Source organism: Aquabacterium sp. A08 (assembly GCF_011742065.1).
Genome location: NZ_JAAQQT010000696.1, coordinates 25,065 through 50,832, shown reverse-complemented (window position 1 = coordinate 50,832; position 25,768 = coordinate 25,065). Strand labels below are relative to the sequence as shown.

Here is a 25,768-nt window from a genome sequence, read left to right as displayed (position 1 = left end):
GTGGCGTCGGCGTGGCGCCCGTCCTGGCAGTACATCCAGCCCAGGTTGTGCAGGGTGTCGCCGTCGCGCGGCGCCAGGCGCAGCGCCTGCGCGAAACTGTCCTCGGCCAGGCGCGGCTCGTTCAGCCGCATGTAAATCAGGGCGCGCAGGTTGTAGGCATCGGCGTAGCCGGGGTCGATCTGCAGGGCCTGTTTGACTTCGTCCAGTGCCACCGGCATCTGGCCCTGCTCGAAGTAGCCGGCGGCCAGCTCCAGCCGCACCCGGGCGCGTTTGCGCGCCAGCGGCTCGTCGGATTCGGTCACCAGGTCACGGCCGGGGCCGCTGGAACGCACCGCGCCGCCCCCGGCGCAGGCGGTCAGCAACACCAGGGCGCACAGGCCCGCCAGCCAGCCATGCCATCTCATGAGGACTCCTTGGAAGACCAGACCACGCGGTGCTCGACCTGGGTGCGCCGCTGCGCCAACCGCGCGGCGGCGTTGGTGCGGTCGAGCACATCGCCCGCGAGCTGGCCGCAGGCGGCGTCGATGTCGTCGCCGCGCGTCTTGCGCACCGTGGTGACGATGCCGGCCGCGCTCAGCCGCTCGGCAAAGGCCTTGACCACCGGCTTGGCCGAACAGGTCAGCCCCGACTCGGGAAAGGGGTTGAACGGAATCAGGTTGAACTTGCACGGCACGCCACGCCCGGCGTGGCCGCGCACCAGGTCGATGAGCTGCTGCGCGTGTTCGAGCTGGTCGTTCACGCCAGCCAGCATGCAGTACTCGAAGGTGATGAAGTCGCGCGGCGCGTGCGGCAGGTAGCGCAGGCAGGCGTCCATCAGCTCGGCCAGCGGGTACTTGCGGTTCAACGGCACCAGGTGGTCGCGCAGCGCGTCGTTGGGCGCATGCAGCGACACGGCCAGGGCCACCGGGCAGTCCTGGCTCAGGCGGTCCATCATCGGCACCACGCCGGAGGTGGAGACGGTCACGCGGCGGCGCGACAGGCCGTAGCCGTGGTCGTCCAGCATCGTGCGCAGGGCCGGCAGCAAGGCGTTGTAGTTCTGCAGCGGCTCGCCCATGCCCATCATCACCACGTTGGAGATGACGCGTTCCTGGGTGTTGAATTGCTTGCGCAGAAAATGCTCGGCGTACCAGAGCTGCGCGACGATCTCGCCGGTGCTCAGGTTGCGGCTGAAACCCTGGTGGCCGGTGGAGCAGAAACGGCAGCCCACGGCGCACCCGGCTTGCGACGACACGCACAGCGTACCGCGGTCGTCTTCGGGAATGAACACGGTTTCGACGGCGTTGCCATCGCCCACGTCGAACAGCCACTTGATGGTGCCGTCGGCGGATGCCTGCTGCGTCAGCACCGGCAGGCTGCGCACTTCGCACACGCCGGGGAGCTTTTCCCGCAGGCTGCGCGCCAGGTCGGTCATGTCCTCGAAACGGGCCACGCCTTTCTGGTGGATCCAGCGGAACAGCTGGACGGCCCGGAAGCGCTTTTCTCCGAGCCGCTCACAGAAGGCGGCCAACCCGTCGAGGTCGAAATCGAGCAAATTGGCCGTCATCGCATGATCAACGTGCGTAAACGTTCATACCGGGGAAGAAGAACGACACTTCCACGGCAGCGGTTTCGGCGGCGTCGGAGCCGTGCACGGCGTTGGCGTCGATGCTGTCGGCGAAGTCGGCGCGGATGGTACCCGGAGCGGCCTTCTTCGGGTCGGTGGCGCCCATCAGGTCGCGGTTCTTGGCGATGGCGCCTTCGCCTTCCAGCACCTGGATCATGACCGGGCCGGAGACCATGAAGTCCACCAGGTCCTTGAAGAACGGGCGCTCTTTGTGCACGGCGTAAAACTGCTCGGCTTCGGCGCGGGACAGGTGCACCAGCTTGGCGGCGGCGATCTTCAGGCCAGCGGCTTCAAAGCGGCTGTAGATCTGGCCGATCACGTTCTTGGCAACGGCGTCGGGTTTGATGATGGAGAGGGTGCGTTCGAGGGCCATGAAAAGTCCAGGAGGGTTGATAAAACGAAACGGTCAGCAAAGCTCTTGATTTTAACCTGCGCGCAATGGCTTGAAGAACCAGGGTGGCATGGCCTCAGCCGCCACGGCCGGGCTTGCGCCCGCGGCTGCCGCCGGGGCCACCCCGGCGCGGGCCGCCGGCGCCCCCACCGGGTCGGCCGCGCGGGGGCTGGGCGTCGGCGCCGATGTAACCGTAGGAGGTTTTCATCGGGTCGGGCTGACCGCCCTCGCCCTCGGCCCCGAGCCGCATCGGCCGTTTGGCGCCGGGGTGGCGCGGCACCGGCGGCCCGTCCACCAGCTTGGGCGCGCTCGGGCGTGGCCCCTGCCCTTTGCGGCGCGACGGGTTGCGCGGCGCGGGACGTGCCGGGCGGGCCGCGGCGGCCTCGCTCGGCGTGACCATGCCCGCGGCCGAGGTCAGGCGCTCGATGTCGCGGTGGTCCAGCTCCATCCACACGCCGCGGCGCAGGCCGCGCGGCAACATGACGGCGCCATAGCGGATGCGGATCAGCCGGCTGACGGCGTGCCCCACCGCCTCGAACATGCGGCGCACCTCGCGGTTGCGGCCCTCGGCGATGGTGACGCGGTACCAGCAGTTGGCGCCGTCGCCGCCGCCGTCTTCGATGCTCTGGAACTGGGCCATGCCGTCGTCCAGGCGCACGCCTTCGAGCAGGCGGTCTTTCTCGTCGTTGCTCAGGGCCCCCAACACGCGCACGGCGTACTCGCGCTGCAGGCCGAAACGCGGGTGCATCAGCTTGTTGGCCAGTTCGCCGGAGTCGGTGAACAGCAGCAGGCCTTCGGTGTTCAGGTCGAGCCGGCCGACCGACTGCCACTTGCCGCTGTACAGGCGCGGCAGGCGGCGGAACACGGTGGGGCGGTTTTGCGGGTCGTCGTGGGTCACCACCTCGCCAGCGGGCTTGTGGTAGGCCAGCACGCGCGGCGGCGGCGGCGCGATGCGCACCCGGATCGGCTTGCCGTTGACCTTGATGGAATCGCCGTACTGGATGCGCTGGCCGACGTGGGCCGGTTCGCCGTTGACCGAAATGCGGCCCTCGAGAATCATCTGTTCCATTTCCAGACGGGAACCCAGGCCGGCCTGGGCCAGCACCTTGTGCAGCTTGGGCGCGTCGGCCTGGGGCTGCAGCACCCGCTTGCCCACGGGCGGTGCCTCGACCGACTGCTGCGCGTCGAATTCGCCGGAGACGACCTGTGCGAACAGCGCCTCGTCGGGCGCGGACACCGTGCCGGCCATGGGGCGCTCGGTGCCGGCAGGCCCTTCGGGCAGAGTGGGGTCGGTGTCGGGGAGGTCGTTCATGGCGGTGCGGTCGAAGAGGAATGGGGGAAAGTGTCGTCGCCGAAGGCCAGCGTGTCGAGCGCCGGGGGCAACAGGTCGTCGCCGTCCAGCGGCGGCAGGGCGTCGAGCGAAGCCAGGCCCAGGTCGTCCAGAAACTGGCGGGTGGTGGCGTACAGGCCGGGGCGGCCCACGGTGTCGCGGTGGCCGATCACCTCCACCCACCCCCTGTCTTCCAGTTGTTTGAGGATGGTGGAGTTGATGGTCACGCCGCGGATGTCTTCCATGTCGCCCCGGGTCACCGGCTGGCGGTAGGCGATGATGGCCAGGGTTTCCAGCACCGCGCGGCTGTACTTGGGCGGCTTTTCGGGGTGCAGGCGGTCGAGGAAGGGCCGCATTTCCGGGCGGCTCTGGAAGCGCCAACCACTGGACAGGCACACCAGTTCCACCCCGCGGCCGGTCCAGGCCCGCTGCAGTTCGGCCAGCAGGGTGCGCAGGGTGTCGTGCCCAACCGCGCCGTCAAACAGGGTCGAGAGCTCGCGCAGCGACAGCGGTTCGGGCGCGCAAATGAGGGCGGTTTCGAGGATGCGTCGCGCATCCGCGGTGTTCATGGTCGTGGGTCCGAGGGTACAACTGGCCGGCGGGGTCGACCACCTCCGGGCCATGGAAGGTGGGACGGTGGGGGCGTGGCGCCCGCAACGGAGGGTGTCAGGGCAGGTCTACCGGCCACAGCAGAGTGGGATTGTAATGCAGACCCGCGGTTTCGACCGCCTGCGCCATGTCGGGCGGCAGCGGGCGGTGGAACAGCAGCGGCTGGCCGCTGACCGGGTGCCGCAGCGCCAACCGGTGGGCGTGCAGCGCCTGGCGCGTCAGACCGAGGGCCGGTGCGCCGCCGTACAGCCCGTCGGCCAGCAGCGGGTGCCCCAGCCAGGCCATGTGCACCCGGATCTGGTGGGTGCGCCCGGTGTGCAGCTTGCAGCCGACCAGCAGCCAGGGCGGCGCGGCGTCCAGCAGGCGCACCCGCGTCTGCGCGTCCTTGGCCGCCGTGCTGCCCGCGGGGTGCACCGCCATGCGCAGGCGGTTGCGCGGGTCGCGGCCAATGGGTTGGTCCACCCAGCGCTCGCCCTCGCCGCGCCAATGGCCGTGGGCCAGCGCCAGGTAGACGCGGTGCACCTCGCGCGCGGCGATCTGGCGCACCAGGGCGTCCACCGCCACCTGCGACTTGGCCACCAACATCAGGCCGCTGGTGTCCTTGTCCAGCCGGTGCACGATGCCGGCCCGGGGCAGGTGCGCCGCACCGGCGTGGTGGGCCAGCAAGCCATTGAGCAACGTGCCCTGCCAGTGCCCGGCGGCCGGGTGCACCACCAGACCGGCGGGCTTGTCGATCACCAACAGGTGCTCGTCTTCGTGGACGACCTGCAGCGCCATCGGCTCGGCCACGAAGGCGCTGGCCTGGGCCGTCGGGCGCAGCTCGGCCCGCACCGCGTCCCCGGCCTTGACCTTGGCCGATGGCTTGGCACACACCGCGCCATTGAGCCAGACGCCGCCCGCCTCCAGCAACTGCTGGAAATAGCCCCGCGAAAACTCGGGCGCGTGCAGTGCCAGCACCTTGTCGATGCGCAGCCCGTGCTCGGCCACCGGCACCGCAAAGGCCCGCTGCTCGGGCGCGGTGTCCGGGTCATCCAGCAGTGCGTCGGGCGCTGGCGGCGCCTCGGGGGACGCCCCCGGATGCAGTGCGCCCCCGATGGGGGGGACCGATATAATTTCTGAAGTCAAATCCGCTGTTCCTGCAGCCGCAAAGGTGTACGCACGATGTTTTTCAACCGATTATCCGCTGTAACCCCCGGGCGCCGCCTGATGTCCCTGGCGGTAGCAGCCGTGATCCTCGGTGGCTGCGCCACCTCCAAGCCGGTCGACGAAACCGCGGGCTGGAGCCCCAACAAGCTCTACGCCGAAGCGATGGACGAGCGCAACAGCGGCAACCACGAAAAGGCGGTGCAGCTGTTCGAGAAGCTCGAAGGCCGCGCCGCCGGCACGCCGCTGGCCCAGCAGGCCCAGCTGGAAAAAGCCTACGCCCACTACAAGGCGGGTGAGCAGGCCCAGGCCATCGGCACGCTGGACCGCTTCATGAAGCTGCACCCGGCCAGCCCGGCACTGGACTACGCGCTGTACCTCAAGGGCATCGTCAACTTCAACGACAACCTGGGGCTGTTCGGCTTCATTTCGCGGCAAGACCTGTCGGAGCGCGACCAAAAGGCCGCCAAGGTCTCGTTCGACGCCTTCAAGGAACTGGCCGAGCGCTTCCCCGATTCCCGCTACGCCCCCGACGCCCGCCTGCGCATGACGTACATCGTCAACTCGCTGGCCCAGTCCGAGGTGCACGTGGCGCGTTACTACTACAACCGCGGGGCCTACGTGGCCGCGATCAACCGCGCCCAGCTGGCCCTGGCCGAGTACCGGGGCGTGCCCGCCGGCGAAGAAGCGCTGTTCGTCCTGATGAAGTCCTACGAGGCGCTGAAGATGGACAGCCAGGCCGCCGACGCGCGCCGCGTGCTGGAAACCAACTTCCCGCAAAGCCCCTACCTGAGCGGGGCCGCGCCACGCGACAACGGCCCGTGGTGGAAGCTCTGGTGAGCGGGGTCAGGCCAGCGGCTGTGCCCTGGCCCGGATGAAACCGGCCACCCGGGGCAGAACCGGCGCCAGCCCACGCAGGGGTTTGGCCAGCGCCCCCACCAGGGTGGCGTGGCTCAAACGGTCCAGCAGGGCCAGTTCCACGGCCACACCCTGCGCTTCCAGGGCCTGCGCCAGCGCCACGCTGTTGCGCTGCGGGTTCACCAGCACATCCTGACGGGCCGCCAGCAACAGCGCGGGCGGCGCCGCTTGCAGCCGTCGCGCGTGGAACAGCGGCTGGCTGTCCGGCGGCGTGTCCGGCCAGTGAAAAGCGGTTTGCACCTCGGGCATGCCGATGGGCAGAAAGTCGTACGGCCCGGCCAGGCCGACCCAGGCGCTCAAGGCCGATGGGTGGCGACCCACCCCCGCCAGCCAGCGCGGGTCCAGCGCCAGCATGGCCGCGTTGTAGGCCCCGGCGCTGTGCCCCACCAGGCAGAGCGAGCGGCCGCCCCAGTCGGGCAGCCGCGCCAGCGCCCAGTCCACCGCCAGGGCGCAGTCCTGCAGAAAACCGGGGTAACGCACCGCGGGACTCAGGCCGTAGTCGGCCACCAGGGTGACGATGCCTTGCGAGGCCAGTGCCTCGCCGACAAAGGTGTAGTCGGCCCGCGAGCCGCTGCTCCAGCTGCCGCCATAGAAAAACAGGGCCACGGGCGCGTGTGGGGCGGGCTGGGCCGGCCGGTAGATGTCGAGTTGCTGCCGTTCGCCGTCGCCGTAGGGCACGCCGCGCTGCACGGTGTGGGTGTCCGACGGTGTCAACGCGTTGATCACGCGCAGCGGGGAGCACGCCTGTAGCAGGGGGGCGAGCGCCGCGGCCAGGGCCAGGCGCAGGCCACGCCGGCGCGGTTTGAGGGGATCGGGGCAAGCAGGGGAATGGATGGCCATTTCAACACTACGCAGCCCGCGGCGCTTCGGTTTCAACACGCCGGCCAGGCCGGACGGCGGGCACAAAAAAACCGGCCACTTGGACCGGTTTTTTCAAGCGCGTGGGAAGCGCGTGCTCAAGCGGACTCGCCCAGCACGGACACGTTCACGTCCACCACCACGTCGGTGTGCAGACCGACGGAGACGGTGTAGTCGCCCACGTTCTTCAGCAGGCCGTTGGGCATGCGCACCTGGGCCTTGGTCACGGCAAAGCCTTGCTTGACCAGTTCGTCGGCGATGTCGTGGTTGGTGACGGAGCCGAACAGGCGACCGTCCACGCCGGCCTTCTGGCTCAGCTTGACGGTGAAGCCGTTGAGCTTCTCGCCCAGGGCCTGGGCTTCGGCCAGCTTGGCAGCAGCGGCTTTTTCCAGCTCGGCGCGGCGGGCTTCGAATTCGGCCACGGCGGACTGGGTCGCGCGGCGGGCGCGGCCACCGGGGATCAGGAAGTTGCGGGCGTAACCGTCTTTGACCTTGACGATGTCGCCGAGGTTACCGAGGTTGACAACTTTGTCGAGCAGGATGATTTGCATGGTGTTCGCTCCTATCAGACGCGGTGCTGGTCGCTGTACGGCAGCATGGCCAGGAAACGGGCGCGCTTGATGGCGGTGGTCACCTGGCGCTGGTAGATGGCGCGGGTGCCGGTCAGGCGGGCGGGGATGATCTTGCCGTTTTCGGCGATGAAGTCACGCAGAACGTCCACGTCTTTGTAGTCGACCTCTTCCACGCCGGCCACGGTGAAGCGGCAGAACTTCTTGCGCTTGAACAGCAGCGATTGGGTGTTGCGCTTGGGGCGCTTGTCTTTGTTGAAACGCTTGGGTGCAGCCATGATGGTGCTTCCTTAAATCGGCTTGAAATCTTGAATGTGGAACACAACGCCTTTGCCGTTGCGGGTGTTGGTCAGGAACCCCTGTGCATGCAGGCTCACCCCCAGGGGTTGGCGCATCAGGCGCTCGGCCAGGGTGCCGAACGCGATGGCCCTGAGCTGCAGCACCACCTTGCGAACCTGGCCGCTTTCCTCTTGCTCGGATTCGTGTGCGAGTTGCACATCGACCGCAGGAATGCCGGCCGGCGTGTAGCGTGGGCGGGCCATTTCGACCAGCGACGCCGACAACACCAAACGGTTCACCGGGGGTGGAACCTCACCCGCAGCGATCAGGCCGCGGTTTCCTGCTGCTGTGCCTTGCGAGCCTCTTCACGCTCCACGGCCTTCATCATCGAAGACGGGGTGGTCTCGGCCTTCTTCTTCTGCACGGTCATGTGGCGCAGAACGGCATCGTTGAAGCGGAAAGCGTGCTCGAGTTCGGCCACCACGGACTGGTCGGACTCGATGTTCAGGCACAGGTAGTGGGCCTTGGACAGCTTGTTGATCTGGTAAGCCAGCTGGCGGCGGCCCCAGTCCTCCACGCGGTGGATCTGGCCACCGCCGGCGGTGATCATGCCCTTGTAGCGCTCCAGCATGGCCGGCACTTGCTCGCTCTGATCCGGGTGGATCAGCATGACGATTTCATAATGACGCATAGACTCTCCTTTTGGATGAAAGCTGCCCCCCGCGTCAACAGGGGTGCAGCAAGGTAAGCCCGCAATTCTAACACCCGGGCGCGCGGCGTGGCAAACCGGCCGGCGTCGCGGCTTCAGACCGGCCAGCGGATGCGGTCCACCAGCGCGTCCACCGCCGGGGCCGGACGCGGCGTCAGCAGGCTAACCACGACCATGACCGCGAACCCCACCGGCACGCCAAACACGCCGGCCGAAATCGGTTGGATGCCCCACCACAACTCCACTGGGGTGGTGGTGCCGAACACCGAACGCAGCCAGGGCTGGGTCGTCGCCATGTAGTAGAAGGTCACGCCCAGGCCGCTGAGCATGCCCAGCACCGCCGCGGTACCGGTGGCCCGCTTCCAGAAAATGCCCAGCACCAGTGCCGGGAAAAAGGCCGCGGCCGCGAAGGAAAACGCCGCCGACACCAGGAACAGGATGTCGGCCGGCTTCTGCGCCGCCACGTAGGCCGCCGACAACGCCACCACCAGCAGCAGCACCTTGGAGATGGTGACGCGCCGGGCGGTGGCGGCGTTGGGGTCGATCATCTTGTAGTACAGGTCGTGGCTCAGGGCGTTGGCAATGGTCAGCAGCAGGCCGTCGGCGGTGGACAGAGCGGCAGCCAGCCCCCCGGCGGCCACCAGCCCGGCGATGACATAGGGCAGCCCGGCGATTTCGGCGGTGGCCAGCACGATGATGTCCACCCCGATGGAAATTTCGTTGAGCTGCAGGATGCCGTCGCGGTTCACGTCGCGCACGCTCAGCAGCGCCGGGTCCACCTTGTTCCAGGCCGCCACCCAGGCCGGCAGCTGGTCGAAGGAGGTGCCCACCAGCAGGTTGAAGACCTCGAACTTGACCAGCACCGCCAGCGCCGGCGCGGTGAAGTACAACAGGCTGATGAACAGCAGCGACCAGGTGACCGAGCGCCGCGCCTGCTTCACATCGGGCACGGTGTAGTAGCGCATCAGGATGTGGGGCAAGGCCGCGGTGCCCACCATGAGGCAGAACACCAGGGCCAGGAAGTTGCGCCGCGAGGTCTGGAACTCCACCTGCTCGGCCGGGGTGCCGTGGGGGTCACCGGCGAACTGCTGGGCGTGCGGCAGCATGCCATTGAGCGGGCGCGACTTGGCCTCGGCCTCGGCCAGTTGCTGGCTCCACAGCGCGCGGGCCGTGGCCACGTCGCGCGGCAAGCGCGACAGTTCCTTCTCGGCCTCGGCGATCTCGGACGCCAGGCCGTTGAATTCGCGCAGCGCCTCCAGGTAGGCTTCGGCCAGGGCGCGGTCGTAGCGCAGCGCCGCAGCCGGGTCTTTGAGCTTTTCGCGCAGCACCCCGGCCTGGTGCTGGTAAATGAGACGCACCTGCCCTTCGGCGCGGTCGTGGGTCAGTTCCGCTTCGCGTTCGGTGATTTTTTCGAGCTGCACGCCATAGACCAGTTGCGGCACCGGCACGCCGGTCTGCTTGACCGACAGCCACACCACCGGCAGCAGGTAGGCCAAAATCAGCACGGTGTACTGGGCCACCTGGGTCCAGGTGACGGCGCGCATGCCCCCCAGAAAAGAGCAGATCAGGATGCCGCCCAGCCCGAGGAAGACCCCCACCTCGAAGGCCAGCCCGGTCAGGCGCGAGGTGATGAGGCCCACCCCGTAAATCTGCGCCACCACGTAAATGAAGGAACACAGGATGGCGGCCGCGATGCCGATCAGGCGCGGCCAGTGGCCACCGTAGCGCTCACCCAGAAAGTCGGGAATGGTGAACTGGCCGTAGCTGCGCAGGTAGGGAGCCAGCAACAGCGCCACCAGACAGTACCCCCCAGTCCAGCCCATGACGAAGGCCAGGCCGCTGTAGCCCTGCACGTACAGGGTGCCGGCCAGCCCGATGAAGGAGGCCGCCGACATCCAGTCGGCGCCCGTGGCCATGCCGTTGTAGAACGCCGGCACCCGCCGCCCGGCGACGTAGTACTCCACCGGGTCGATGGTGCGACTGAGGATGCCGATGCAGGCGTACAGGCCGATGGTGGACAACAGAAAAATCATGCCGATCCACTGGCGCGACAGTCCCCACTGTTCCAGCACGGCCAGGGCGACGACGAACAGCAGAAAGCAGCCGGTGTACCAGAGATACACCCGGTCCAGCTGGCGGCGCAGCAGGCGGTCGGCGGCCGCACTCATGGCGGGCCCGCTCCGTCGCGCTCGGCCGCGGCCATGCGGTCGTCCAGCCGGTTCATGTACCAAGCGTAGAACGCGATGATGAGGCCGTACATGAGCAGGGCGCCCTGGGCGGCGACCCAGAAACTGAAGGGCCAGCCGAAAAAGCGGAAATCCAGCTCCCGGGCAAAGAAGCTGACGCCGAAGGTCACCCCGAACCAGACACACAGCAGCAGCGCCGTGAGCCGCAGGTTGGCTCGCCAGTAGCGGCGCACGCGCTGCGGATCGGCCGGGCGGGCGGTGGGCGTGGGCAGGGGGCTCATGCGGCACCTCGTCCGGGAACGGCCTGGGCTGTGTCGCCGTGCCAGGCCTGGCGCAGGCGACGCGCCACCTGGGGCTCGAAGCCGTGCAGGTGGGCGACGAGGCGGTCGGCCTCGGCCTGCTGCCCCTGTTCGCGGCACACCGTGGCCAGGGCCACCCAGCCGTGCGGGCTGAACGGCTGCAGCCGGGTGTTTTCGGTCAGGGCGGCCCGGGCCTCGGCCAGGCGCCCCTGGCGCTGCAGCACCAGGCCCAGGCCGTACCAGGCCAGGTCCAGCGCCGGGGCGCGCTGCAGGGCCTGACGGAAGGCGGCTTCGGCGGCGGCCGGCCGGCCGGCCTGCTCCAGCAAATAGCCCAGGTTGTAGTGGTGCGCGGCCACCTGCGGGGCCGCGGCGACCGCGCGGCGCTGCCAGCCCCGGGCGGCCCGGCCCTGCCCTGCCGCCGCCCGTTCGTGCGCCAGCGAGGCCAGCGCCACGGCAGCGCCGGGGCAGCGCTGCACGGCCCGCCAGAAACAGCGCCGGCTCCAGCCCACCGCCCCGCACAGGCGGGCCAGGCGGCCGGTCCAGAGCCAGGCGCGGGCCACGCCGCGGTCGTGCCAGCCGGCGGCAAACGGCGGCATCAACGGCACGTTTGCACCCCCAGGTCCAGGCACAGCACGATCTTGGCCACCGTGACCGCGGCCCACAGCAGCAGCAGCACCAGGAACGCCACCAGCGCCCGGTGCTGGCGCAACACCCAGCGCGGCGAAATCCAGCCCGCGGCGGTCAGCCACGGGCGACACAAGGTGTCGAGCACCCAGACGAACACATTGGGACCGCCGCCCGTGGGGCGCAGGCGGTGCAACCACGCCTGCAACGCCCAGCGGCCCAGCAGCGACATCAACGCGATTTCGGCCAGCAATTTGGCGGCGGTGACGAACAACAACATGGGCACAAACCATCCAACCTGAGAACCCTCCGAGCTTAACCGCCCCGGCGCTGCGGTCCGCCCCGCGCGCCCCCGGACTAACCCGCACGGCCCGCCCACACCTTGACGCGGCACAAACCCGCCCCCCGGCCGGGCGTGTAGGATGGGACATCCCCAGCCACCGCCACGCCCCATGCCCGAACAGCCCCAGCCCCGCAGCGCCGACAACTACGTCAACCTGATCACCACCCCGGTGAACACCTTGGTCAAGCGTGCGCCGGTGGTGCTGCCGCCCCAGACCCCCATCCGAGAAGCGGCGCAGACCATGCGCGACCAGCGGGTGTCGTCGGTGCTGATCGTGCAGGACGGGGTGCTGTTCGGCCTGATCACCGACCGCGACCTGCGCAACCGCGTCGTGGCCGCCGGTCTGGACACGGCCCGCCCGATCGTGGAGATCGCCACGCTGGCGCCCATGACCATTGACCTGCAGAGCCACGCCTTCGACGCCCTGCTGCTGATGGCGCGGCACAACATCCACCACGTCCCGGTGATGGAGCAAGGCCGGGTCGCCGGCATGATCACCAGCACCGACCTGACCGAGCAGCAGAGCAACTCGGCGGTGTACCTGGCCGGCGCGGTCTACAAGCAAACCACCGTGGCCGGGCTGGTGGAGACCAGCGCCCGCATCAAGCAGCTGCAGCAGAACCTGGCGGCGGCCGAGGCCAGCGCCTACAGCACCGGGCACATCGTCTCGGCCATCACCGACGCGCTGACCTCGCGCCTGCTGCAGCTGGGCGAACTGCAGCTGGGCCCCGCGCCGGTGGACTACGCCTGGGTGGCCGCCGGTTCGCAGGGGCGCAACGAACAGACCGCCAAGTCCGACCAGGACAACTGCCTGGTGCTGGACGACGCCTACGACGAGGCCCGCCACGGCGCCTACTTCCGCGAACTGTCCCGCTTCGTCTGCGACGGGCTGGACGCCTGCGGCTACGTCTACTGCCCGGGCGAGATGATGGCCATGACCGACCAGTGGCGCCAGCCGCTGCAGAAATGGCGCCAGTACTTCCACCGCTGGATCGACCAACCCGACCCGAAGGCGCTGATGCTGACCTGCGTCTTCTTCGACCAGCGCTTCGTCTACGGCAAGCGCGAACTGCTCGACACCCTGCGCGCCGAGGTGCTGCAGCGCAGCCGCAGCGAGCAGATTTTCCTGGCGCACATGGTGGGCAACGCGCTGACGCACCAACCGCCCCTGAACTGGCTGGGCAACCTGTCGCTGATCAAGGGCGGCGAACACGACGGCACCCTCGACCTCAAACACACCGGCATCGTGCCCATCATCGACCTGGCGCGGGTCTATGCGCTGGCGGCGGGCTCGCCGGCGGTGAACACCAAGGACCGGTTGGAAAACGCCGCGGCCAGCGGCGAGATCAGCGAACAGCGGGTGCGCGACCTGCTCGACGCGCTGGAGTACCTGAGCACGCTGCGCCTGCAGCACCAGGCGCGCCGCATGTCGGACGGACACGCCGCCGACAACCACCTGCGGCCGGACGAGCTGTCCAACTTCGAGCGCGGCCACCTGAAGGACGCGTTCGCGGTGGTCAAGGGCCTGCAGTCGGTGCTGGCCTCGCGCTACCCCACCGCGCGCTGAGCGGCCGCGCCCTCAGTACTTGAGCCGGGCGTAGTAGGTGCGCTCGGCCGCGGTGCGCGCCTGGCCCAGGGTGTGGATGCCCTTTTCCGCCAGCAGCGGGATGAGCTTGAGGAACACCTCGGCCGTGACCATGGCGTCGCCCATGGCGGTGTGGCGCCCGATGACGGTGACGTTGAAGCGTTCGGCGATCGCCTCCAGCCGGTGCGAGTCCTGGTGCGGGTGGATCAGGGCCGACAGCAGCAGCGTGTCCAGCACCGGCTGGTCGAAGGCCAGGCCGGTGGCCTTTTCCTTGAGCTGCAGGAAGCGCATGTCGAAGGCGGCGTTGTGGGCCACCAGCACGGTGTCCTGCGCAAAGGCGTGGAAGGCAGGCAGCACCTCCAGGATGCCGGGCTGGCCGCGCACCATCTCGGGGGTGATGCCGTGAATGGGGATGGAGGCCGCGGGGATGGGCCTGCCCGGGTCCACCAGTTGCTCGAAGCTTTCCTGGCGCAGCAGCTTGCCGTTGACGATGCGGGTGGCCCCGATCTGGATGATCTCGTCGCCCTGCGAGGGGTTGAGGCCGGTGGTTTCGGTGTCGAACACGGTGTAGGCCAGGGCGGTCAGGGGCAGGTCTTCCAGCGCCTGGGTGCGGGCCGTGGGGCGGAACAGGTCGAAATCGTAGTACTCGGGGCGGCTGTCGGTGCGCACGAACTGGGCCGCGTCCATCTGCTCCTGGGGCTGTGCGGTGGGCAACAGGAAGCGGAAAAAAGCCTGGTGGCTGGCGCGGTCGCGCTCGAACCAGAAGGCGCCGCCGTGGCGCTCGACCACGTCGCGCACCGACAGGGCCGAGGCCTCACCGCCCACCCGCATGGGGTCCATTTCCCAGCCCATCACGGTTTCGGTGCTCATGGCCTGGCCGCTCCAGGCCAAATCGAGCAGGGCCTTGTGCTGGCCGGCCCCGGCCGGCTGCAGGCGCAGGCGCACGTAGCGCACCGCGAACTCGTCGTGCAGCCGGGCGCTGAGGTAGACCAGCGCCTGCATCAGCGAGAAGCTCTCGACGCGCAACCAGAGCCCGCCATCGACCTCGCCGGGGTTGACCGGCAGCCCGCAGACCTCGGTGATGCGCTGGCCCGCCGCCAGCACCAGGTCGGCGCCGAGCATGTCCTCCATCGGCCAGCGGGTCTTGAGGCCGTCGGAGGCGTCGTCGACCAAGCGCTGCACGCGCTCGCCCATGGCGCGCACCTCGTCGCGCACCACGCCCAAAAAGCGTTCGCGCATGGCGGGTTCGAGGTCGGGGTAATCCAGCATTTCCACCGCGGCCTGGATGTTGGCCAGCGAGGAACGGCTGCCCTCGGTCAGCCCCAACAGCAACTGGTCGCGGGCGGCCTCTTCCTCGAAGTCGCGGGTGATGTTGTCCAGCATGAGCACAAAGCCGGCCAGGGTCTGGGCCTCGGCCGCGTCGCTGCCGACCTGGCGCACCGGCGCCATCTGCACCCGCAGCAGCTGGCCGGCGCGGGTGGTGGTGACGAACTGTGCCGCCGGGTTGGCCGCCCCGCGGCGCAGGCGCTGCTGCACGCTTTCGAGGGCATGGGCCACCAACTTGCGGTCGAACACGGTGTAGATCGAGCGGCCCAGCCCGATCAGCTCGGCGCCATCGGCCAGCCGCGGCGCCTGCGACAGGGCGCGGAACTGCATGCGGGCGCGGTTGTTGTAGAGCAGGATGCGGCCGTCCAGGTTGCAGACCACCACGCTCTGGGTCAGCTCGGACATGAGCGCGGCCAACCGCGACTTTTCCTGTTCGATGCCCTGGGCCGCCTCGCGCACCTTGGCGTCCATCTGGCGGCGCAGGTCTTCGCGCTGGGCCACCAACTGGTTGAACAGCGCGGCCAGGGCCCGGGTTTCCGGGCTGCCCTTGGGCGGCAGTTCGCGCACCACGTCGGTCCGCAGCAGCACCTGGGCTTCTTCGGCCAGTTGCACCGACGGGGTGATCCAGTGCGCGAACCAGCGCTGCAGCGCCCAGGCGATGCCGGCCATACCGGCGGCCCAGGTCAGCCCGACCAGGGCCAGCCGGTCACCCAGCAGGGCCCAGACCGCCGCGCGCGCCTCGGGCGCCAGGGTGGCGCGCAGCAGCCCCAGCGTGGCCAGCAGCCAGCCCAGCGACAGCAGCGCCGCCGCGCCCAGCAACCACCACAGCCGCCGGTCGGTCTTCTGCACCCCACTCACCCCTGCGGCTCCAGCAGTTCGCGCACCTTGTCCACCAGCTCCTTGGTGGAAAAGGGCTTGGTCATGTAGGCGTTGACACCCAGGGCCAAGCCCTTGGCCACGTCGGTGTCGCGCCCCTTGGCGGTCAGCATCAGGATGCGGGTGTCCTTGACGCGCTCGTTGGCCCGCACTTCCTGGCACACGTCAAAGCCGGTCTTGCGCGGCATCATCACGTCCAGCAGCACCAGGTCGGGCGGGTCGGCCAGGATGGCGTCGATGGCCTCCTGCCCGTCGCGCGCCAGCCGCACCTGGTAGCCCTCGCGCTTCATCAAAAACTCCAGCGAAATCAGGATGTTGGGTTCGTCGTCGGCGATCAATAGCGTGGCGGTCATGCCTACTCTCCAGTGTCTGGGCCCGGCGGCACGGGGCCGGCGGGCGGGTCGAACGGCAAGGAAAAGCCAAAACAGGCCCCCTGCCCCGGCAGCGAGCGCAGCCACATGCGCCCGCCAAAATGTTCCACGATCTGCCGGCTGATGGGCAGCCCCAGGCCGGTGCCCTGCGGGCGGTTGAGGTGGTCACCGCCCTGGCGGAATTTCTCGAACACCAGTTGCTGCTGCTCGGGCGGCACGCCCGGGCCGTTGTCCTGCACCTCCACCGTGGCGCCCGTGGCGTCGGTGCCCAGGCGCACCGTGACCTGCCCCCGTCCCGCCGGCACGAACTTGGCCGCGTTGGAAATCAGGTTGAGCATCACCTGGGTCAGGCGGTCGGCGTCGGCGCGCACCGTCACCGGGGCCTCGGGCAGTTCCAGCCGCAGCTGGGCGCCGCGTTCGCGCAGCAACTCGGCGGTGGTCTGGGCACACTGGCGCACCAGGGCGGCCAGGTCCAGGTCCGAGTTGTGCCATTCGGCGTGGCCGGACTCGATCTTGGCCATGTCCAGCACCTGGTTGACCAGCCGGCTCAGGCGCTCGGTCTCGGCCACCACAATGCCGAGGAATTGCTGTCGCTGTTCCGTCTCCATTTGCGGATCGTCGCGCATCAGCTCCGACAAGGCCCTGATCGAGGTCAAGGGCGTGCGCAATTCGTGCGTCACCGAGGACATGAAATCGTCCTTGAGCCGGTCCAGGCTCTTGAGCTGTTCGTTGGCGGCGCGCAGTTCGGCCGTGGCCAGCTCCAGCGAGCGCGACTTGTCTTCCAGCGCCTGCGAATGGATGCGCAACTGGGTGGCCTCGTCGAGGATGCGCATGACGTCGTCGAGGTCCAGCGAATCTTCCTTGACGACCGACGCCACCATGACCCGCGCCGACGCGCTGCCGATGGCCCCGGCCAGCAGGGTCTCCACAAACTGCACCAGCCGGGCGTCAGCCTGCAACTGCGACAGGTGGCTCAGCCCCTGCTGCTGAGCGTAACGCTGGAAGCTGGCCCGGGCCCGCTGCACGCCCAAGAAGCGTTCGGCCAGGGGCAGCAGTTCGCTCACGCTGGCCTGACCGCGCCAGAACACCGGGCGCGCGGTGGCGGTGCGGTCGAACACGTCCACGAACAGCACCGCCTGGCTGGTTTCGTGCGCCGAAGGCAGCCGCCACAGCGACACGGCGATGTAGGCCCCGGCGTTGAACAGCAGGCTCCAGAACAGCGAATGCGTCAGGCTGTCCAGGCCCTGCAGACCCAGGAACTGCTCGGGCCGCAGCAGGGCCAGCCCCCACAGGCCGTCCACCAGAAAGCCATCGGCCAGCCAGCCCGACTTGGCCAGCGACGGCAACATGAGCGTGTAGGCCCAGAGCGCAAAGCCCAGCACCAGCCCGGCCAGAGCGCCCTGGCGGGTGCCGCCCTTCCAGTACATGCCGCCGAACAGCGCCGGCGCGAACTGGGCCACCGCCGCAAAGCTGATGAGCCCGATGCTGACCAGCGCGTAGGCCTCGCCGGCCAGGTGGTAGTAGAGGTAGCCCAGCAGCAGGATGAGCAGGATGGCGCTGCGCCGGATGTGCAGCAGCAGGCGGGTCAGGTCGCGGCCCTGGGCGTGCATCCAGCGCTGGGTGCGCAGCAACACCGGCATCACCAGGTCGTTGCACACCATGGTGGAAACGGCGATGGCCTCCACGATCACCATGCCGGTGGCCGCCGACAAGCCGCCAATGAAGGCCAGCAGCGCCAGCGCGTGCTGGCCCTGCGCCAGCGGCAGCGACAGCACAAAGGTTTCCGGGTTGACCGTGCCGGCGCCGAAGTACAGCAAGCCGCCCAGGGCAATGGGCAGCACAAACAGGTTGATGGCCCAGAGGTAGAGCGGAAACACCCACGCCGCGCGCTTGAGGTGGCGTTCGTCCACGTTTTCCACCACCATCACCTGGAACTGGCGCGGCAGCAGCACCACCGAAAACATGGCCAGCAGCGTCATGCCGAACCATTGCGCGTAGGGAAAGGTCTGGCTGTCGCCCAGGCGCAGCAGGCCGGCCAGTTCGGGCACGGCCAGGGCCTGGGCCGCGATGTCGCCCAGGCCGTTGAACAAGCCATAAGTGACGAACAGGCCCACCGCCACAAAGGCCAGCAGCTTGACCAGCGACTCGAAGGCGATCGCGGCGACCATGCCCTCGTGCCGTTCGGTGCTGTCGAGGTGGCGGGCGCCGAACACCATGGTGAAGCCGGCCAGCGCCAGCGCCAGGTACAAGGTGCTGTCCTGCCACCAGACGCCGGCGCCGCCCAGGGGCTGGCCCAGCGGGGTGGTGAGCACCGCGTAGCCCACCGAAATGCCCTTGAGCTGCAGCGCGATGTAGGGCACGATGCCGACGACGGTGATCAACGTGACCAGCCCGGCCAGCACCGGGCTCTTGCCGTAGCGGCTGGAAATGAAGTCCGCGATGGAGGTGATGCGGTAGGTTTTGGCGATGCGCACCATCTTGCGCACCACCAGCCAGGCCAGGGTCATGGCCAGCATGGGGCCCAGGTAGATGGGCAGGAACCAGATGCCCGAGCTGGCGGCGCGGCCGACACTGCCGAAATAGGTCCAGGCGGTGCAGTACACCGCCATGGACAGGGCATAAACCCAGGGGCTGCCGATGATCGAGCGCCCGCGCGCGGCCCGCCAGTCGCCGTAGTAGGCCACCGCAAACAGCGTGAGCAGGTAGGCGAACGAGGCGGTGACGACCAGCAGCGGCGACATGGGCAAACCGGGATCAGTCGGGGGCCCGCTCGACCAGCCAGGCCAGCACCCCGATCAGGGCGGCCCAGAGCACGAAGAGGGCCAGCGGGAACAGCGGCAGGCCAAACCAGCGCACCCCATGGTCCCACAGGGCGATGAGCGGAAAGTTGAACAGCAGGCCGCAGGCCAGAAACAGGGCCAGCAGCCGTTGCGAGACCAGCGTCTGGTTCATGTGGGCATGTCTCCTCCGGGTGCGCGGCGCGCAGCCACTCACACCCCTATTGTGCGCCCGGGGCGCTTACCTCGCACTTACCCACGCACGCAAAAAAACCCAGGGGCCCGTGCAGGCCGCTGGGTTCATGCGCCAAGCGGCAACGCGCTCAGCGACCGGCGAGCTGCTGCCAGGTCTCGACCACGCTGTCCGGGTTCAGGGAGATGGAGCTGATGCCCTCGTCCTTGAGCCACTGGGCGAAGTCGGGGTGGTCGCTGGGGCCTTGGCCGCAGATGCCAATGTACTTGCCCTGGGCGCGGCAGGCCTGGATCGCCTGGCTGATGAGCGCCGTGACCGCCGGGTCGCGCTCGTCGAAGTCGTGCGCCAGCAGCTCCAAACCGGAGTCGCGGTCCAGGCCCAGGGTGAGCTGGGTCAGGTCGTTCGAGCCGATGGAGAAACCGTCGAAGAACTGCAGGTACTGCGTGGCCAGGATGGCGTTGCTCGGGATCTCGCACATCATGATGAGCTTGAGATCGTTCTCGCCGCGCTTCAGGCCGAACTTGGCAAGCAGGTCCACCACGCGCTCGGCCTGCTTGAGGGTGCGCACAAAGGGCACCATCACCTGCACGTTGGTCAAGCCCATGTCTTCTCGCACGCGCTTGAGCGCCTCGCACTCCATGGCAAAGGCCTCGCCGAAGTCGTCGCTGATGTAGCGCGCCGCGCCGCGGAAACCCAGCATCGGGTTTTCTTCGTCCGGCTCGTAGCGGCTGCCGCCGACCAGCTTGCGGTACTCGTTGCTCTTGAAGTCGCTCAGGCGCACGATCACCGGTTTGGGCCAGAAGGCCGCGGCGATGGTCGCCACGCCTTCGGCCACCTTGTCCACGTAGAAGGCGCGCGGTGACGCATGACCACGGGCCACCGACTCCACCGCCTTCTTCAGGTCCGGGTCCACCTGCGGGTAGTCCAGGATGGCCTTGGGGTGCACACCAATGTTGTTGTTGATGATGAATTCCAGGCGCGCCAGGCCGACGCCGCCGTTGGGAATCTGGGCAAAGTCAAAGGCCAGCTGCGGGTTGCCCACGTTCATCATGATCTTGACGTCCAGCTCGGGCATGGCGCCACGCTGGACCTCGGTCACTTCGGTTTCCAGCAGGCCATCGTAGATGTTGCCGGTGTCGCCTTCGGCGCAGCTCACGGTCACCAGGGTGCCGTCTTTCAGCTTTTCGGTGGCGTCGCCACAACCCACCACCGCCGGAATGCCCAGTTCGCGCGCGATGATGGCGGCGTGGCAGGTGCGGCCGCCCCGGTTGGTGACGATTGCCGAGGCGCGCTTCATCACCGGTTCCCAGTTGGGGTCGGTCATGTCGGTGACCAGCACATCGCCGGGCTGCACCTTGTCCATTTCGCTGATGTTGTGCACCAGGCGCACCGGGCCGGTGCCGATCTTCTGGCCGATGGCGCGGCCCGAGGCCAGCACCGCGCCCTGGCCCTTGAGCTTGTAGCGCATTTCCACCTGGCCGGCGGCCTGGCTCTTCACCGTTTCGGGGCGGGCCTGCAGGATGTAGAGCTGGCCGTCGTTGCCGTCCTTGCCCCACTCGATGTCCATCGGGCGGCCGTAGTGCTGCTCAATGACCATCGCATAGCGGGCCAGTTCCAGCACGTCGGCGTCGGTCAGGCTGTAGCGGTTGCGCAGTTCCACCGGCACGTCGACGGTTTTCACCAGCTTCTTGGTGGCGGCTTTTTCTTCCGGGGTGCTGAACACCATTTCGATCAGCTTGGACCCCAGGTTGCGGCGGATCAGCGCCTGCTTGCCGGCCTTCAGCATGGGCTTGTGGACGTAGAACTCGTCCGGGTTCACCGCGCCCTGCACCACGGTTTCGCCCAGGCCGTAGCTGCTGGTGATGAAGACCACGTCTTCAAAACCGCTTTCGGTGTCGATGGTGAACATCACGCCGGCGGCGCCCAGGTCGGAACGCACCATGCGCTGGATGCCGGCAGAGAGCGCCACCTCGGCGTGGGTGAAGCCCTTGTGCACCCGGTAGCTGATGGCGCGGTCGTTGTACAGGCTGGCGAACACTTCCTTGATTTTGTGCAGGATTTCTTCGATGCCATGCACGTTGAGGAAGGTTTCCTGTTGACCGGCGAAGGACGCGTCGGGCAGGTCTTCGGCGGTGGCCGACGACCGCACGGCGTAGGTCGCGGTGGCGCTGCCGGCGTTGAGGGTGTCGTAGGCGTCGTGGATGGCTTTTTCCAGATCGGCCGGGAAGGGCTGGGCCTCCACCATGGCGCGGATTTCGGCGCCCACCTGGGCCAGGGCCCGCACGTCTTCGGTGTCCAGCGCCGCCAGTTTGGCGTGGATGCGCTCGTCCAGACCGTCGGCCTTGAGGAATTCACGGAAGGCGTGGGCCGTTGTGGCGAAGCCGGTGGGCACGCGCACGCCTTGCGGGAGTTGCGAAATCATTTCGCCCAGGCTGGCGTTCTTGCCACCGACCGACTCGACGTCGGTCATGCGAAGTTGTTCGAACGGCACGACCAACGCGGTCGGACTGAACAGTTGAGACATGGTGAAGCTCCAAGGTTAAAAAACCGGGGACACCCCGCGCGGACCGCCACATGGTTGTTCTGTTGTGGGCAGCGACCCGGGCCGGGCGTTGAATCGGGATAATGGGGCATTGTAGAACCTCGGCTTTTGGGCGTCTGCGGTCTTTGCCGCGCCGGCGCCACATTTGACAAATTTTCACGATGCCCCACCGCACCGCATTCTTCATCTCCGACGGCACCGGCATCACCGCCGAGACCTTTGCCAAGGCCATCCTGGCGCAGTTTGAAATCGCCCCCAAGCGGGTGCGCCTTCCGTTTGTGGACGACGTGGACCACGCTTACCAGGCGGTGCGCCAGATCAACCACGCCGCCGAGGTGGACGGCACCCGCCCGCTGGTGTTCACCACGGTGGTGAACATGGAGGTGCTGGCGGTGCTGCGCGCCGAGTGCAAGGGCATGCTGATCGACATGTTCGGCACCTTCATCTCGCCGCTGGAGCAGGAACTGGGCATCAAGTCCAACCACCGGGTGGGCCGGTTTTCCGACGTGTCGAAAAGCCAGGAATACCACGACCGCATCGAAGCCATCAACTTCACCCTGGAGCACGACGACGGCCAGACCCACGAGAACCTGGAGCAGTCGGACGTGATCCTGGTGGGGGTGAGCCGCAGCGGCAAGACGCCGACCTCGCTCTACCTGGCGATGCAGTTCGGGCTGAAGGCGTCGAACTACCCGCTGATTCCGGAGGACTTTGAACGCCGCCAACTGCCGCCGGCGCTGGTGCCGTTCAAGAAGAAACTGTTTGGCCTGACCATCCAGCCGGAGCGCCTCAGCGAGATCCGCAACGAGCGCAAACCCCATTCGCGCTACGCCAGCATTCAGAACTGCCGCTACGAGGTGAACGAGGCCGAGGCCATGATGCGGCGCGCCGGCATCCGCACGCTCTCGACCACCACCAAGTCGATCGAGGAGATCGCCACCATCATCCGCCAGGACCTGAACCTGGAGTGAGCCTCACAAGGCGCCGGGGCGGGCGTGCACCGGCGAGCGGTAAAAGTGCAGGATGCGCTGCACGTACTCGCGGGTTTCGGCGTAGGGGGGCACGCCACCGTGGCGGTCCACCGCACCTTCGCCGGCGTTGTAGGCGGCCGAGGCCAGCGCCACGTTGCCGTTGAAGCGCTCGAGCAACCAACGCAGGTAGGCCAGGCCACCGCGCACGTTCTGCTCGGGGTCGAAGGCGTTGCGCACGCCGAAACGGGCCGCGGTGTCGGGGATCAACTGCATCAGGCCCTGGGCGTTTTTGGGCGACAGGGCGCGCGGATCGAGGTTGGACTCGGCCCGGGCGATGGCCAGGGCCAGGCGGTAGTCGACGTCGAAACGCGGGGCCAGGCGCTGGATCAGCAGGGCGTGGCGGCGCTTGTCCTGCGGCAGGGCCAGCATGTAGCGCTCCACCACCTCGGTCGGCACCGCGGGCTCCACCAGCGGCGGCACCTCGAAGTCGGGCGCGCGGCCGGTGAGCAGGCAGTCGGGCAAAGCGTCGCCGGCGGGCTGGTCGCCGAGCAGGGCCGCGGCTTTTTCGTGCCCCCGCTGGGCCGCAATGGCCAGCACGGCACGCGCCTCGGCCTGGCCCGGCGCGTCGCGCCGCTCCAGGTAGAGCCGGCCCAGGCGGTACTGGGCCTCCACACTGCCGTAGCGCGCGGCCGAGCAGTAGCGGGTGGCGGCCTGCAGCGTGTCGCGCTGCTGCTGGGCGCGGTGGCCCTCTTCGATCCAGCGCGACAGGCGCGGGGGTTCGTCGGTCCATTCGGGGGGGCCGTCGTCCGGCAAGGCCGTGGCCCAGGCCGATCCGCACAGGATCGCCAGGCAGCACCATCCCCAAAGGACCCGGTGTGTCATGTTTTCGGCGCTTTCTTGCGGCCCAGGTTGAAGCCGTGGGCGTGGCGGCTCAGGGCAAAGGAGGCGAACAGCTTCATCCACAGGGTGACGCCGGCCACCGCGATCCAGTCCTCGCGGCTCAGGGCCTGAAAGCCCAGCACCGCCACCAGCACACCGGCGATCACCACCCCGCCCACCAGGTTGATGGCCATTTCGTAGGGGGCAAAGCGGGCCGCGTCCGGGGGCGGCACACCGCGTTTGAGGGCCACCTCGGAAAAGTCGCGCCGCACCAGGATGCGCCAGGCCCGGCGCAACCAGAAAAACGCCACCGGAAACAGGGCCAGCAAAAAGACCCAGTTGAAGATGAAGATGGTTTCTAGACCCCAGTCCATGTTGTCGTCTCGTGTGCGTGGCTCATACCGAATTCTCGTGCAAAGCCAGGGTTCATACAAATCCAAAGAAAAACCCCGCCGGCCGTGAAGCCGACGGGGCTGGTCAACGCCCGGTCAGCGCCCGCCCTGGAGGGCAGGCACTGGGCCGCAACGCTCAGTGGCCGGTGGCAGCGCCCGCGCCCTTGGGCACGCGCACGGATTCCACCAGTTCGGCGATGTGGGCCGGCACCGGAGCGGACATTTTGCTCACCAGGTAGGCCACCGCGAAGTTCACGATCGCGCCCACGGTGCCGATGGCCTCGGGGGTGATGGTGAAGAAGCTGTTGGCGCCACCGATCAGGTCGGTGTACTCGGTGCCCTTGATGAAGAAGATGCCCTTGTGTGCGAACACGTAGAACAGGGTCACGGCCAGACCGGACAGCATGCCGAAGATGGCGCCCTTGTCGGTCACGACCTTGCTGAAGATACCCATCATCAACGCGGGGAAGATGGTGGAGGCGGCAATACCGAAGGCCAGGGCCACGGTACCGGCGGCGAAGCCGGGCGGGTTCAGACCCAGGTAACCGGCCACGACGATGGCACCGGCCATGGAGATCTTGCCAGCCAGCAGTTCGTTCTTCTCGCTGATGTTGGGGTTGATGGCACCCTTGATCAGGTCGTGAGAGATGGCGGAAGAAATGGCCAGCAGCAGACCGGCGGCGGTGGACAGCGCAGCGGCCAGACCACCGGCGGCGACCAGCGCGATCACCCAGTTGGGCAGCAGCGCGATTTCCGGGTTCGCCAGCACGATGATGTCGGCGTTCACGGTCAGCTCGTTGCCCTTCCAGCCAGCGGCTTCGGCCTTGGCCAGGACGGCTTCGTTCTTGGTCTTGTCGTTGTAGAACTGGATGCGGCCGTCGCCGTTCTTGTCCTCGAACTTCAGCAGACCGGTCTTTTCCCAACGCTGCATCCAGGCCGGACGCTCGTCGTACTTCAGGCTGGCTTCGGCGGCGTACAGGTCGCCGTTGGCCTTGACCACGTCGGCCTTCACCACCATCTGGCCAGAGGCGTCAGAGCCCAGACCCACGGCGGTGTTGGTGGTGCCGATCAGGTTCAGGCGGGCCATGCCACCCACGGCCGGGGCGGTGGTGTACAGCAGCGCGATGAAGACCAGCGCCCAGCCGGCGGACGAACGGGCGTCGGCCACTTTCGGCACGGTGAAGAAGCGAACGATCACGTGCGGCAGACCGGCGGTACCGATCATCAGCGACACGGTGTAGAAGAACATGTTCAGCGTGGAACCGGCGGCGCTGGTGGTGTACTTGCCAAAACCGAGGTCGGTGACGACCTGGTCGAGCTTGGCCAGCAGCGACACGTCGGTACCGGCCAGGTTGGAGCCCAGGCCCAGCTGCGGCAGGAAGTTGCCGGTCAGGTTCAGGGAGATGAAGAAGGCCGGCACCAGGTAGGCCAGGATCAGCACGATGTACTGGGCCACCTGGGTGTAGGTGATGCCCTTCATGCCGCCGAACACGGCGTAGGCGAACACGATGGCCATGCCCAGGTAGATGCCCATTTCGCTGGACACGCCCAGGAAGCGGGCGAAGGTCACGCCCACACCGGTCATCTGGCCGATGATGTAGGTCACCGAGGCCACCAGCAGGCAGATCACGGCCACGTTGCGCGCACCTTGCGAGTAGAAGCGGTCACCGATGAACTGGGGCACGGTGAACTTGCCGAACTTGCGCAGGTACGGGGCCAGCAGGCAGGCCAGCAGCACGTAGCCACCGGTCCAGCCCATCAGGAACACGGCGCCGCCGTAGCCCATGTTGGAGATCAGGCCAGCCATGGAAATGAAGGAGGCGGCCGACATCCAGTCGGCGGCCGTGGCCATGCCGTTGGTGATGGGGTGCACGCCACCGCCGGCGACGTAGAAGTCGGAGGTGCTACCGGCACGGGCCCAGAAGGCGATGCCGAGGTACAGCGCAAAGCTGGCACCCACGACGAGGTAGGTTAGGGTCTGGAGTTCCATTTTTT

At 68.0% G+C, this 25,768-nt stretch carries 25 protein-coding genes and 1 pseudogene; 3 read left to right on the top strand and 23 right to left on the bottom strand.

What is annotated here, in order from left to right; all coding sequences use genetic code 11:
• From HA630_RS20625 to HA630_RS20600, 6 genes and pseudogenes are all read right to left on the bottom strand, one after another.
• A partial coding sequence (locus HA630_RS20625; RefSeq protein WP_166837347.1) for a tetratricopeptide repeat protein occupies positions 1-404 on the bottom strand: 404 nt, incomplete at its 3' end.
• Entirely contained in the window at positions 401-1,543 is a 1,143-nt protein-coding gene (gene rlmN, locus HA630_RS20620; RefSeq protein ID WP_166837345.1) for a 23S rRNA (adenine(2503)-C(2))-methyltransferase RlmN, read from the bottom strand. The genes HA630_RS20625 and rlmN, both read right to left, overlap by 4 nt.
• Before the next feature lie 7 nt (positions 1,544-1,550).
• Positions 1,551-1,976 carry a nucleoside-diphosphate kinase gene (gene ndk / locus HA630_RS20615; protein WP_101046675.1) on the bottom strand — a complete coding sequence of 142 codons (426 nt, stop codon included), beginning with the start codon at positions 1,974-1,976 and terminating at the stop codon, positions 1,551-1,553.
• A gap of 94 nt (positions 1,977-2,070) precedes the next feature.
• Positions 2,071-3,306: a pseudouridine synthase gene (locus HA630_RS20610; protein WP_166837342.1), complete on the bottom strand. Its 1,236-nt coding sequence runs from the start codon at positions 3,304-3,306 to the stop codon at positions 2,071-2,073.
• An 83-nt stretch (positions 3,307-3,389) separates the two neighbouring features.
• A pseudogene (gene scpB, locus HA630_RS20605) lies at positions 3,390-3,893 on the bottom strand (SMC-Scp complex subunit ScpB); the annotation flags it as partial.
• Positions 3,894-3,990: 97 nt separating this feature from the next.
• Complete coding sequence (locus tag HA630_RS20600) at positions 3,991-5,058, bottom strand: RluA family pseudouridine synthase (protein WP_166837338.1); 1,068 nt, start codon at positions 5,056-5,058, stop codon at positions 3,991-3,993.
• Positions 5,059-5,139: 81 nt separating this feature from the next.
• On the opposite strand from HA630_RS20600, the gene HA630_RS20595 reads away from it, so the two are divergent.
• Entirely contained in the window at positions 5,140-5,916 is a 777-nt protein-coding gene (locus tag HA630_RS20595) for an outer membrane protein assembly factor BamD (protein WP_371809311.1), read from the top strand.
• 6 nt (positions 5,917-5,922) lie between these two features.
• On the opposite strand, the gene HA630_RS20590 is transcribed toward HA630_RS20595, so the two are convergent.
• From HA630_RS20590 to HA630_RS20550, 9 genes are all read right to left on the bottom strand, one after another.
• Positions 5,923-6,834, bottom strand: coding sequence for an alpha/beta hydrolase (locus tag HA630_RS20590; protein ID WP_166837334.1), 912 nt, complete (start codon positions 6,832-6,834; stop codon positions 5,923-5,925).
• 116 nt (positions 6,835-6,950) lie between these two features.
• Positions 6,951-7,403 (bottom strand): 50S ribosomal protein L9, encoded by a 453-nt coding sequence (rplI, locus tag HA630_RS20585; RefSeq protein ID WP_166837332.1) that lies wholly within the window; start codon positions 7,401-7,403, stop codon positions 6,951-6,953.
• A gap of 14 nt (positions 7,404-7,417) precedes the next feature.
• Positions 7,418-7,699 (bottom strand): 30S ribosomal protein S18, encoded by a 282-nt coding sequence (gene rpsR / locus HA630_RS20580; RefSeq protein WP_101050049.1) that lies wholly within the window; start codon positions 7,697-7,699, stop codon positions 7,418-7,420.
• A 12-nt stretch (positions 7,700-7,711) separates the two neighbouring features.
• On the bottom strand, positions 7,712-7,999 hold the full coding sequence (gene priB / locus HA630_RS20575; protein WP_166837330.1) for a primosomal replication protein N: 288 nt from the start codon (positions 7,997-7,999) through the stop codon (positions 7,712-7,714).
• A 26-nt stretch (positions 8,000-8,025) separates the two neighbouring features.
• Positions 8,026-8,391, bottom strand: coding sequence for a 30S ribosomal protein S6 (gene rpsF, locus HA630_RS20570; RefSeq protein ID WP_166837328.1), 366 nt, complete (start codon positions 8,389-8,391; stop codon positions 8,026-8,028).
• Positions 8,392-8,504: 113 nt separating this feature from the next.
• Positions 8,505-10,577, bottom strand: coding sequence for a sodium:solute symporter family protein (locus HA630_RS20565; RefSeq protein ID WP_166837326.1), 2,073 nt, complete (start codon positions 10,575-10,577; stop codon positions 8,505-8,507).
• Positions 10,574-10,876 (bottom strand): DUF4212 domain-containing protein, encoded by a 303-nt coding sequence (locus tag HA630_RS20560; RefSeq protein WP_166837324.1) that lies wholly within the window; start codon positions 10,874-10,876, stop codon positions 10,574-10,576. Before HA630_RS20560 ends, HA630_RS20565 begins: the two co-directional genes overlap by 4 nt.
• Entirely contained in the window at positions 10,873-11,490 is a 618-nt protein-coding gene (locus HA630_RS20555; RefSeq protein ID WP_166837322.1) for a tetratricopeptide repeat protein, read from the bottom strand. Before HA630_RS20555 ends, HA630_RS20560 begins: the two co-directional genes overlap by 4 nt.
• The gene (locus HA630_RS20550; protein WP_166837320.1) at positions 11,490-11,798 is read right to left on the bottom strand and encodes a hypothetical protein; all 309 of its coding nucleotides are present in this window, start codon (positions 11,796-11,798) and stop codon (positions 11,490-11,492) included. The genes HA630_RS20555 and HA630_RS20550 overlap by 1 nt, the downstream gene beginning before the upstream one ends.
• A 172-nt stretch (positions 11,799-11,970) precedes the next feature.
• On the opposite strand from HA630_RS20550, the gene HA630_RS20545 reads away from it, so the two are divergent.
• On the top strand, positions 11,971-13,428 hold the full coding sequence (locus HA630_RS20545; protein ID WP_243855580.1) for a putative nucleotidyltransferase substrate binding domain-containing protein: 1,458 nt from the start codon (positions 11,971-11,973) through the stop codon (positions 13,426-13,428).
• A 12-nt stretch (positions 13,429-13,440) separates the two neighbouring features.
• Here HA630_RS20545 and HA630_RS20540 read toward each other — a convergent pair whose 3' ends face one another.
• The 5 genes from HA630_RS20540 to ppsA all read right to left on the bottom strand — a co-directional run bounded on the left by HA630_RS20540 (position 13,441) and on the right by ppsA (position 21,513).
• The gene (locus tag HA630_RS20540; protein ID WP_371809310.1) at positions 13,441-15,621 is read right to left on the bottom strand and encodes an exonuclease domain-containing protein; all 2,181 of its coding nucleotides are present in this window, start codon (positions 15,619-15,621) and stop codon (positions 13,441-13,443) included.
• Positions 15,622-15,626: 5 nt separating this feature from the next.
• Positions 15,627-16,001 carry a response regulator transcription factor gene (locus HA630_RS20535; RefSeq protein WP_166837314.1) on the bottom strand — a complete coding sequence of 125 codons (375 nt, stop codon included), beginning with the start codon at positions 15,999-16,001 and terminating at the stop codon, positions 15,627-15,629.
• A 2-nt stretch (positions 16,002-16,003) separates the two neighbouring features.
• Complete coding sequence (locus tag HA630_RS20530) at positions 16,004-18,760, bottom strand: sensor histidine kinase (RefSeq protein ID WP_166837312.1); 2,757 nt, start codon at positions 18,758-18,760, stop codon at positions 16,004-16,006.
• A gap of 13 nt (positions 18,761-18,773) precedes the next feature.
• Complete coding sequence (locus HA630_RS20525) at positions 18,774-18,971, bottom strand: hypothetical protein (RefSeq protein ID WP_166837310.1); 198 nt, start codon at positions 18,969-18,971, stop codon at positions 18,774-18,776.
• Positions 18,972-19,119: 148 nt separating this feature from the next.
• The gene (gene ppsA / locus HA630_RS20520; protein ID WP_166837308.1) at positions 19,120-21,513 is read right to left on the bottom strand and encodes a phosphoenolpyruvate synthase; all 2,394 of its coding nucleotides are present in this window, start codon (positions 21,511-21,513) and stop codon (positions 19,120-19,122) included.
• A 179-nt stretch (positions 21,514-21,692) separates the two neighbouring features.
• Here ppsA and HA630_RS20515 point away from each other — a divergent pair, with 179 nt between their 5' ends.
• The gene (locus HA630_RS20515) at positions 21,693-22,502 is read left to right on the top strand and encodes a pyruvate, water dikinase regulatory protein (protein ID WP_166837306.1); all 810 of its coding nucleotides are present in this window, start codon (positions 21,693-21,695) and stop codon (positions 22,500-22,502) included.
• Positions 22,503-22,505: 3 nt separating this feature from the next.
• Here HA630_RS20515 and HA630_RS20510 read toward each other — a convergent pair whose 3' ends face one another.
• From HA630_RS20510 to HA630_RS20500, 3 genes are all read right to left on the bottom strand, one after another.
• The gene (locus HA630_RS20510; RefSeq protein WP_166837304.1) at positions 22,506-23,384 is read right to left on the bottom strand and encodes a lytic transglycosylase domain-containing protein; all 879 of its coding nucleotides are present in this window, start codon (positions 23,382-23,384) and stop codon (positions 22,506-22,508) included.
• Complete coding sequence (locus HA630_RS20505; protein WP_166837303.1) at positions 23,381-23,755, bottom strand: hypothetical protein; 375 nt, start codon at positions 23,753-23,755, stop codon at positions 23,381-23,383. Before HA630_RS20505 ends, HA630_RS20510 begins: the two co-directional genes overlap by 4 nt.
• A gap of 154 nt (positions 23,756-23,909) precedes the next feature.
• Positions 23,910-25,763, bottom strand: coding sequence for a sodium:solute symporter family protein (locus HA630_RS20500; protein ID WP_166837301.1), 1,854 nt, complete (start codon positions 25,761-25,763; stop codon positions 23,910-23,912).
• Positions 25,764-25,768 lie beyond the last annotated feature (5 nt).

Bases quoted from the DNA above. Each gene is read 5' to 3' on its own strand.
- rlmN (WP_166837345.1), bottom strand. From the start codon at position 1,543: ATGACGGCCAATTTGCTCGATTTCGACCTCGACGGGTTGGCCGCCTTC.
- ndk (WP_101046675.1), bottom strand. From the start codon at position 1,976: ATGGCCCTCGAACGCACCCTCTCCATCATCAAACCCGACGCCGTTGCC.
- HA630_RS20610 (WP_166837342.1), bottom strand. From the start codon at position 3,306: ATGAACGACCTCCCCGACACCGACCCCACTCTGCCCGAAGGGCCTGCC.
- HA630_RS20595 (WP_371809311.1), top strand. From the start codon at position 5,140: ATGTCCCTGGCGGTAGCAGCCGTGATCCTCGGTGGCTGCGCCACCTCC.
- HA630_RS20590 (WP_166837334.1), bottom strand. From the start codon at position 6,834: ATGGCCATCCATTCCCCTGCTTGCCCCGATCCCCTCAAACCGCGCCGG.
- rplI (WP_166837332.1), bottom strand. From the start codon at position 7,403: ATGCAAATCATCCTGCTCGACAAAGTTGTCAACCTCGGTAACCTCGGC.
- rpsR (WP_101050049.1), bottom strand. From the start codon at position 7,699: ATGGCTGCACCCAAGCGTTTCAACAAAGACAAGCGCCCCAAGCGCAAC.
- rpsF (WP_166837328.1), bottom strand. From the start codon at position 8,391: ATGCGTCATTATGAAATCGTCATGCTGATCCACCCGGATCAGAGCGAG.
- HA630_RS20565 (WP_166837326.1), bottom strand. From the start codon at position 10,577: ATGAGTGCGGCCGCCGACCGCCTGCTGCGCCGCCAGCTGGACCGGGTG.
- HA630_RS20560 (WP_166837324.1), bottom strand. From the start codon at position 10,876: ATGAGCCCCCTGCCCACGCCCACCGCCCGCCCGGCCGATCCGCAGCGC.
- HA630_RS20555 (WP_166837322.1), bottom strand. From the start codon at position 11,490: ATGCCGCCGTTTGCCGCCGGCTGGCACGACCGCGGCGTGGCCCGCGCC.
- HA630_RS20550 (WP_166837320.1), bottom strand. From the start codon at position 11,798: ATGTTGTTGTTCGTCACCGCCGCCAAATTGCTGGCCGAAATCGCGTTG.
- HA630_RS20545 (WP_243855580.1), top strand. From the start codon at position 11,971: ATGCCCGAACAGCCCCAGCCCCGCAGCGCCGACAACTACGTCAACCTG.
- HA630_RS20535 (WP_166837314.1), bottom strand. From the start codon at position 16,001: ATGACCGCCACGCTATTGATCGCCGACGACGAACCCAACATCCTGATT.
- HA630_RS20530 (WP_166837312.1), bottom strand. From the start codon at position 18,760: ATGTCGCCGCTGCTGGTCGTCACCGCCTCGTTCGCCTACCTGCTCACG.
- HA630_RS20525 (WP_166837310.1), bottom strand. From the start codon at position 18,971: ATGAACCAGACGCTGGTCTCGCAACGGCTGCTGGCCCTGTTTCTGGCC.
- ppsA (WP_166837308.1), bottom strand. From the start codon at position 21,513: ATGTCTCAACTGTTCAGTCCGACCGCGTTGGTCGTGCCGTTCGAACAA.
- HA630_RS20515 (WP_166837306.1), top strand. From the start codon at position 21,693: ATGCCCCACCGCACCGCATTCTTCATCTCCGACGGCACCGGCATCACC.
- HA630_RS20510 (WP_166837304.1), bottom strand. From the start codon at position 23,384: ATGACACACCGGGTCCTTTGGGGATGGTGCTGCCTGGCGATCCTGTGC.
- HA630_RS20505 (WP_166837303.1), bottom strand. From the start codon at position 23,755: ATGGACTGGGGTCTAGAAACCATCTTCATCTTCAACTGGGTCTTTTTG.
- HA630_RS20500 (WP_166837301.1), bottom strand. From the start codon at position 25,763: ATGGAACTCCAGACCCTAACCTACCTCGTCGTGGGTGCCAGCTTTGCG.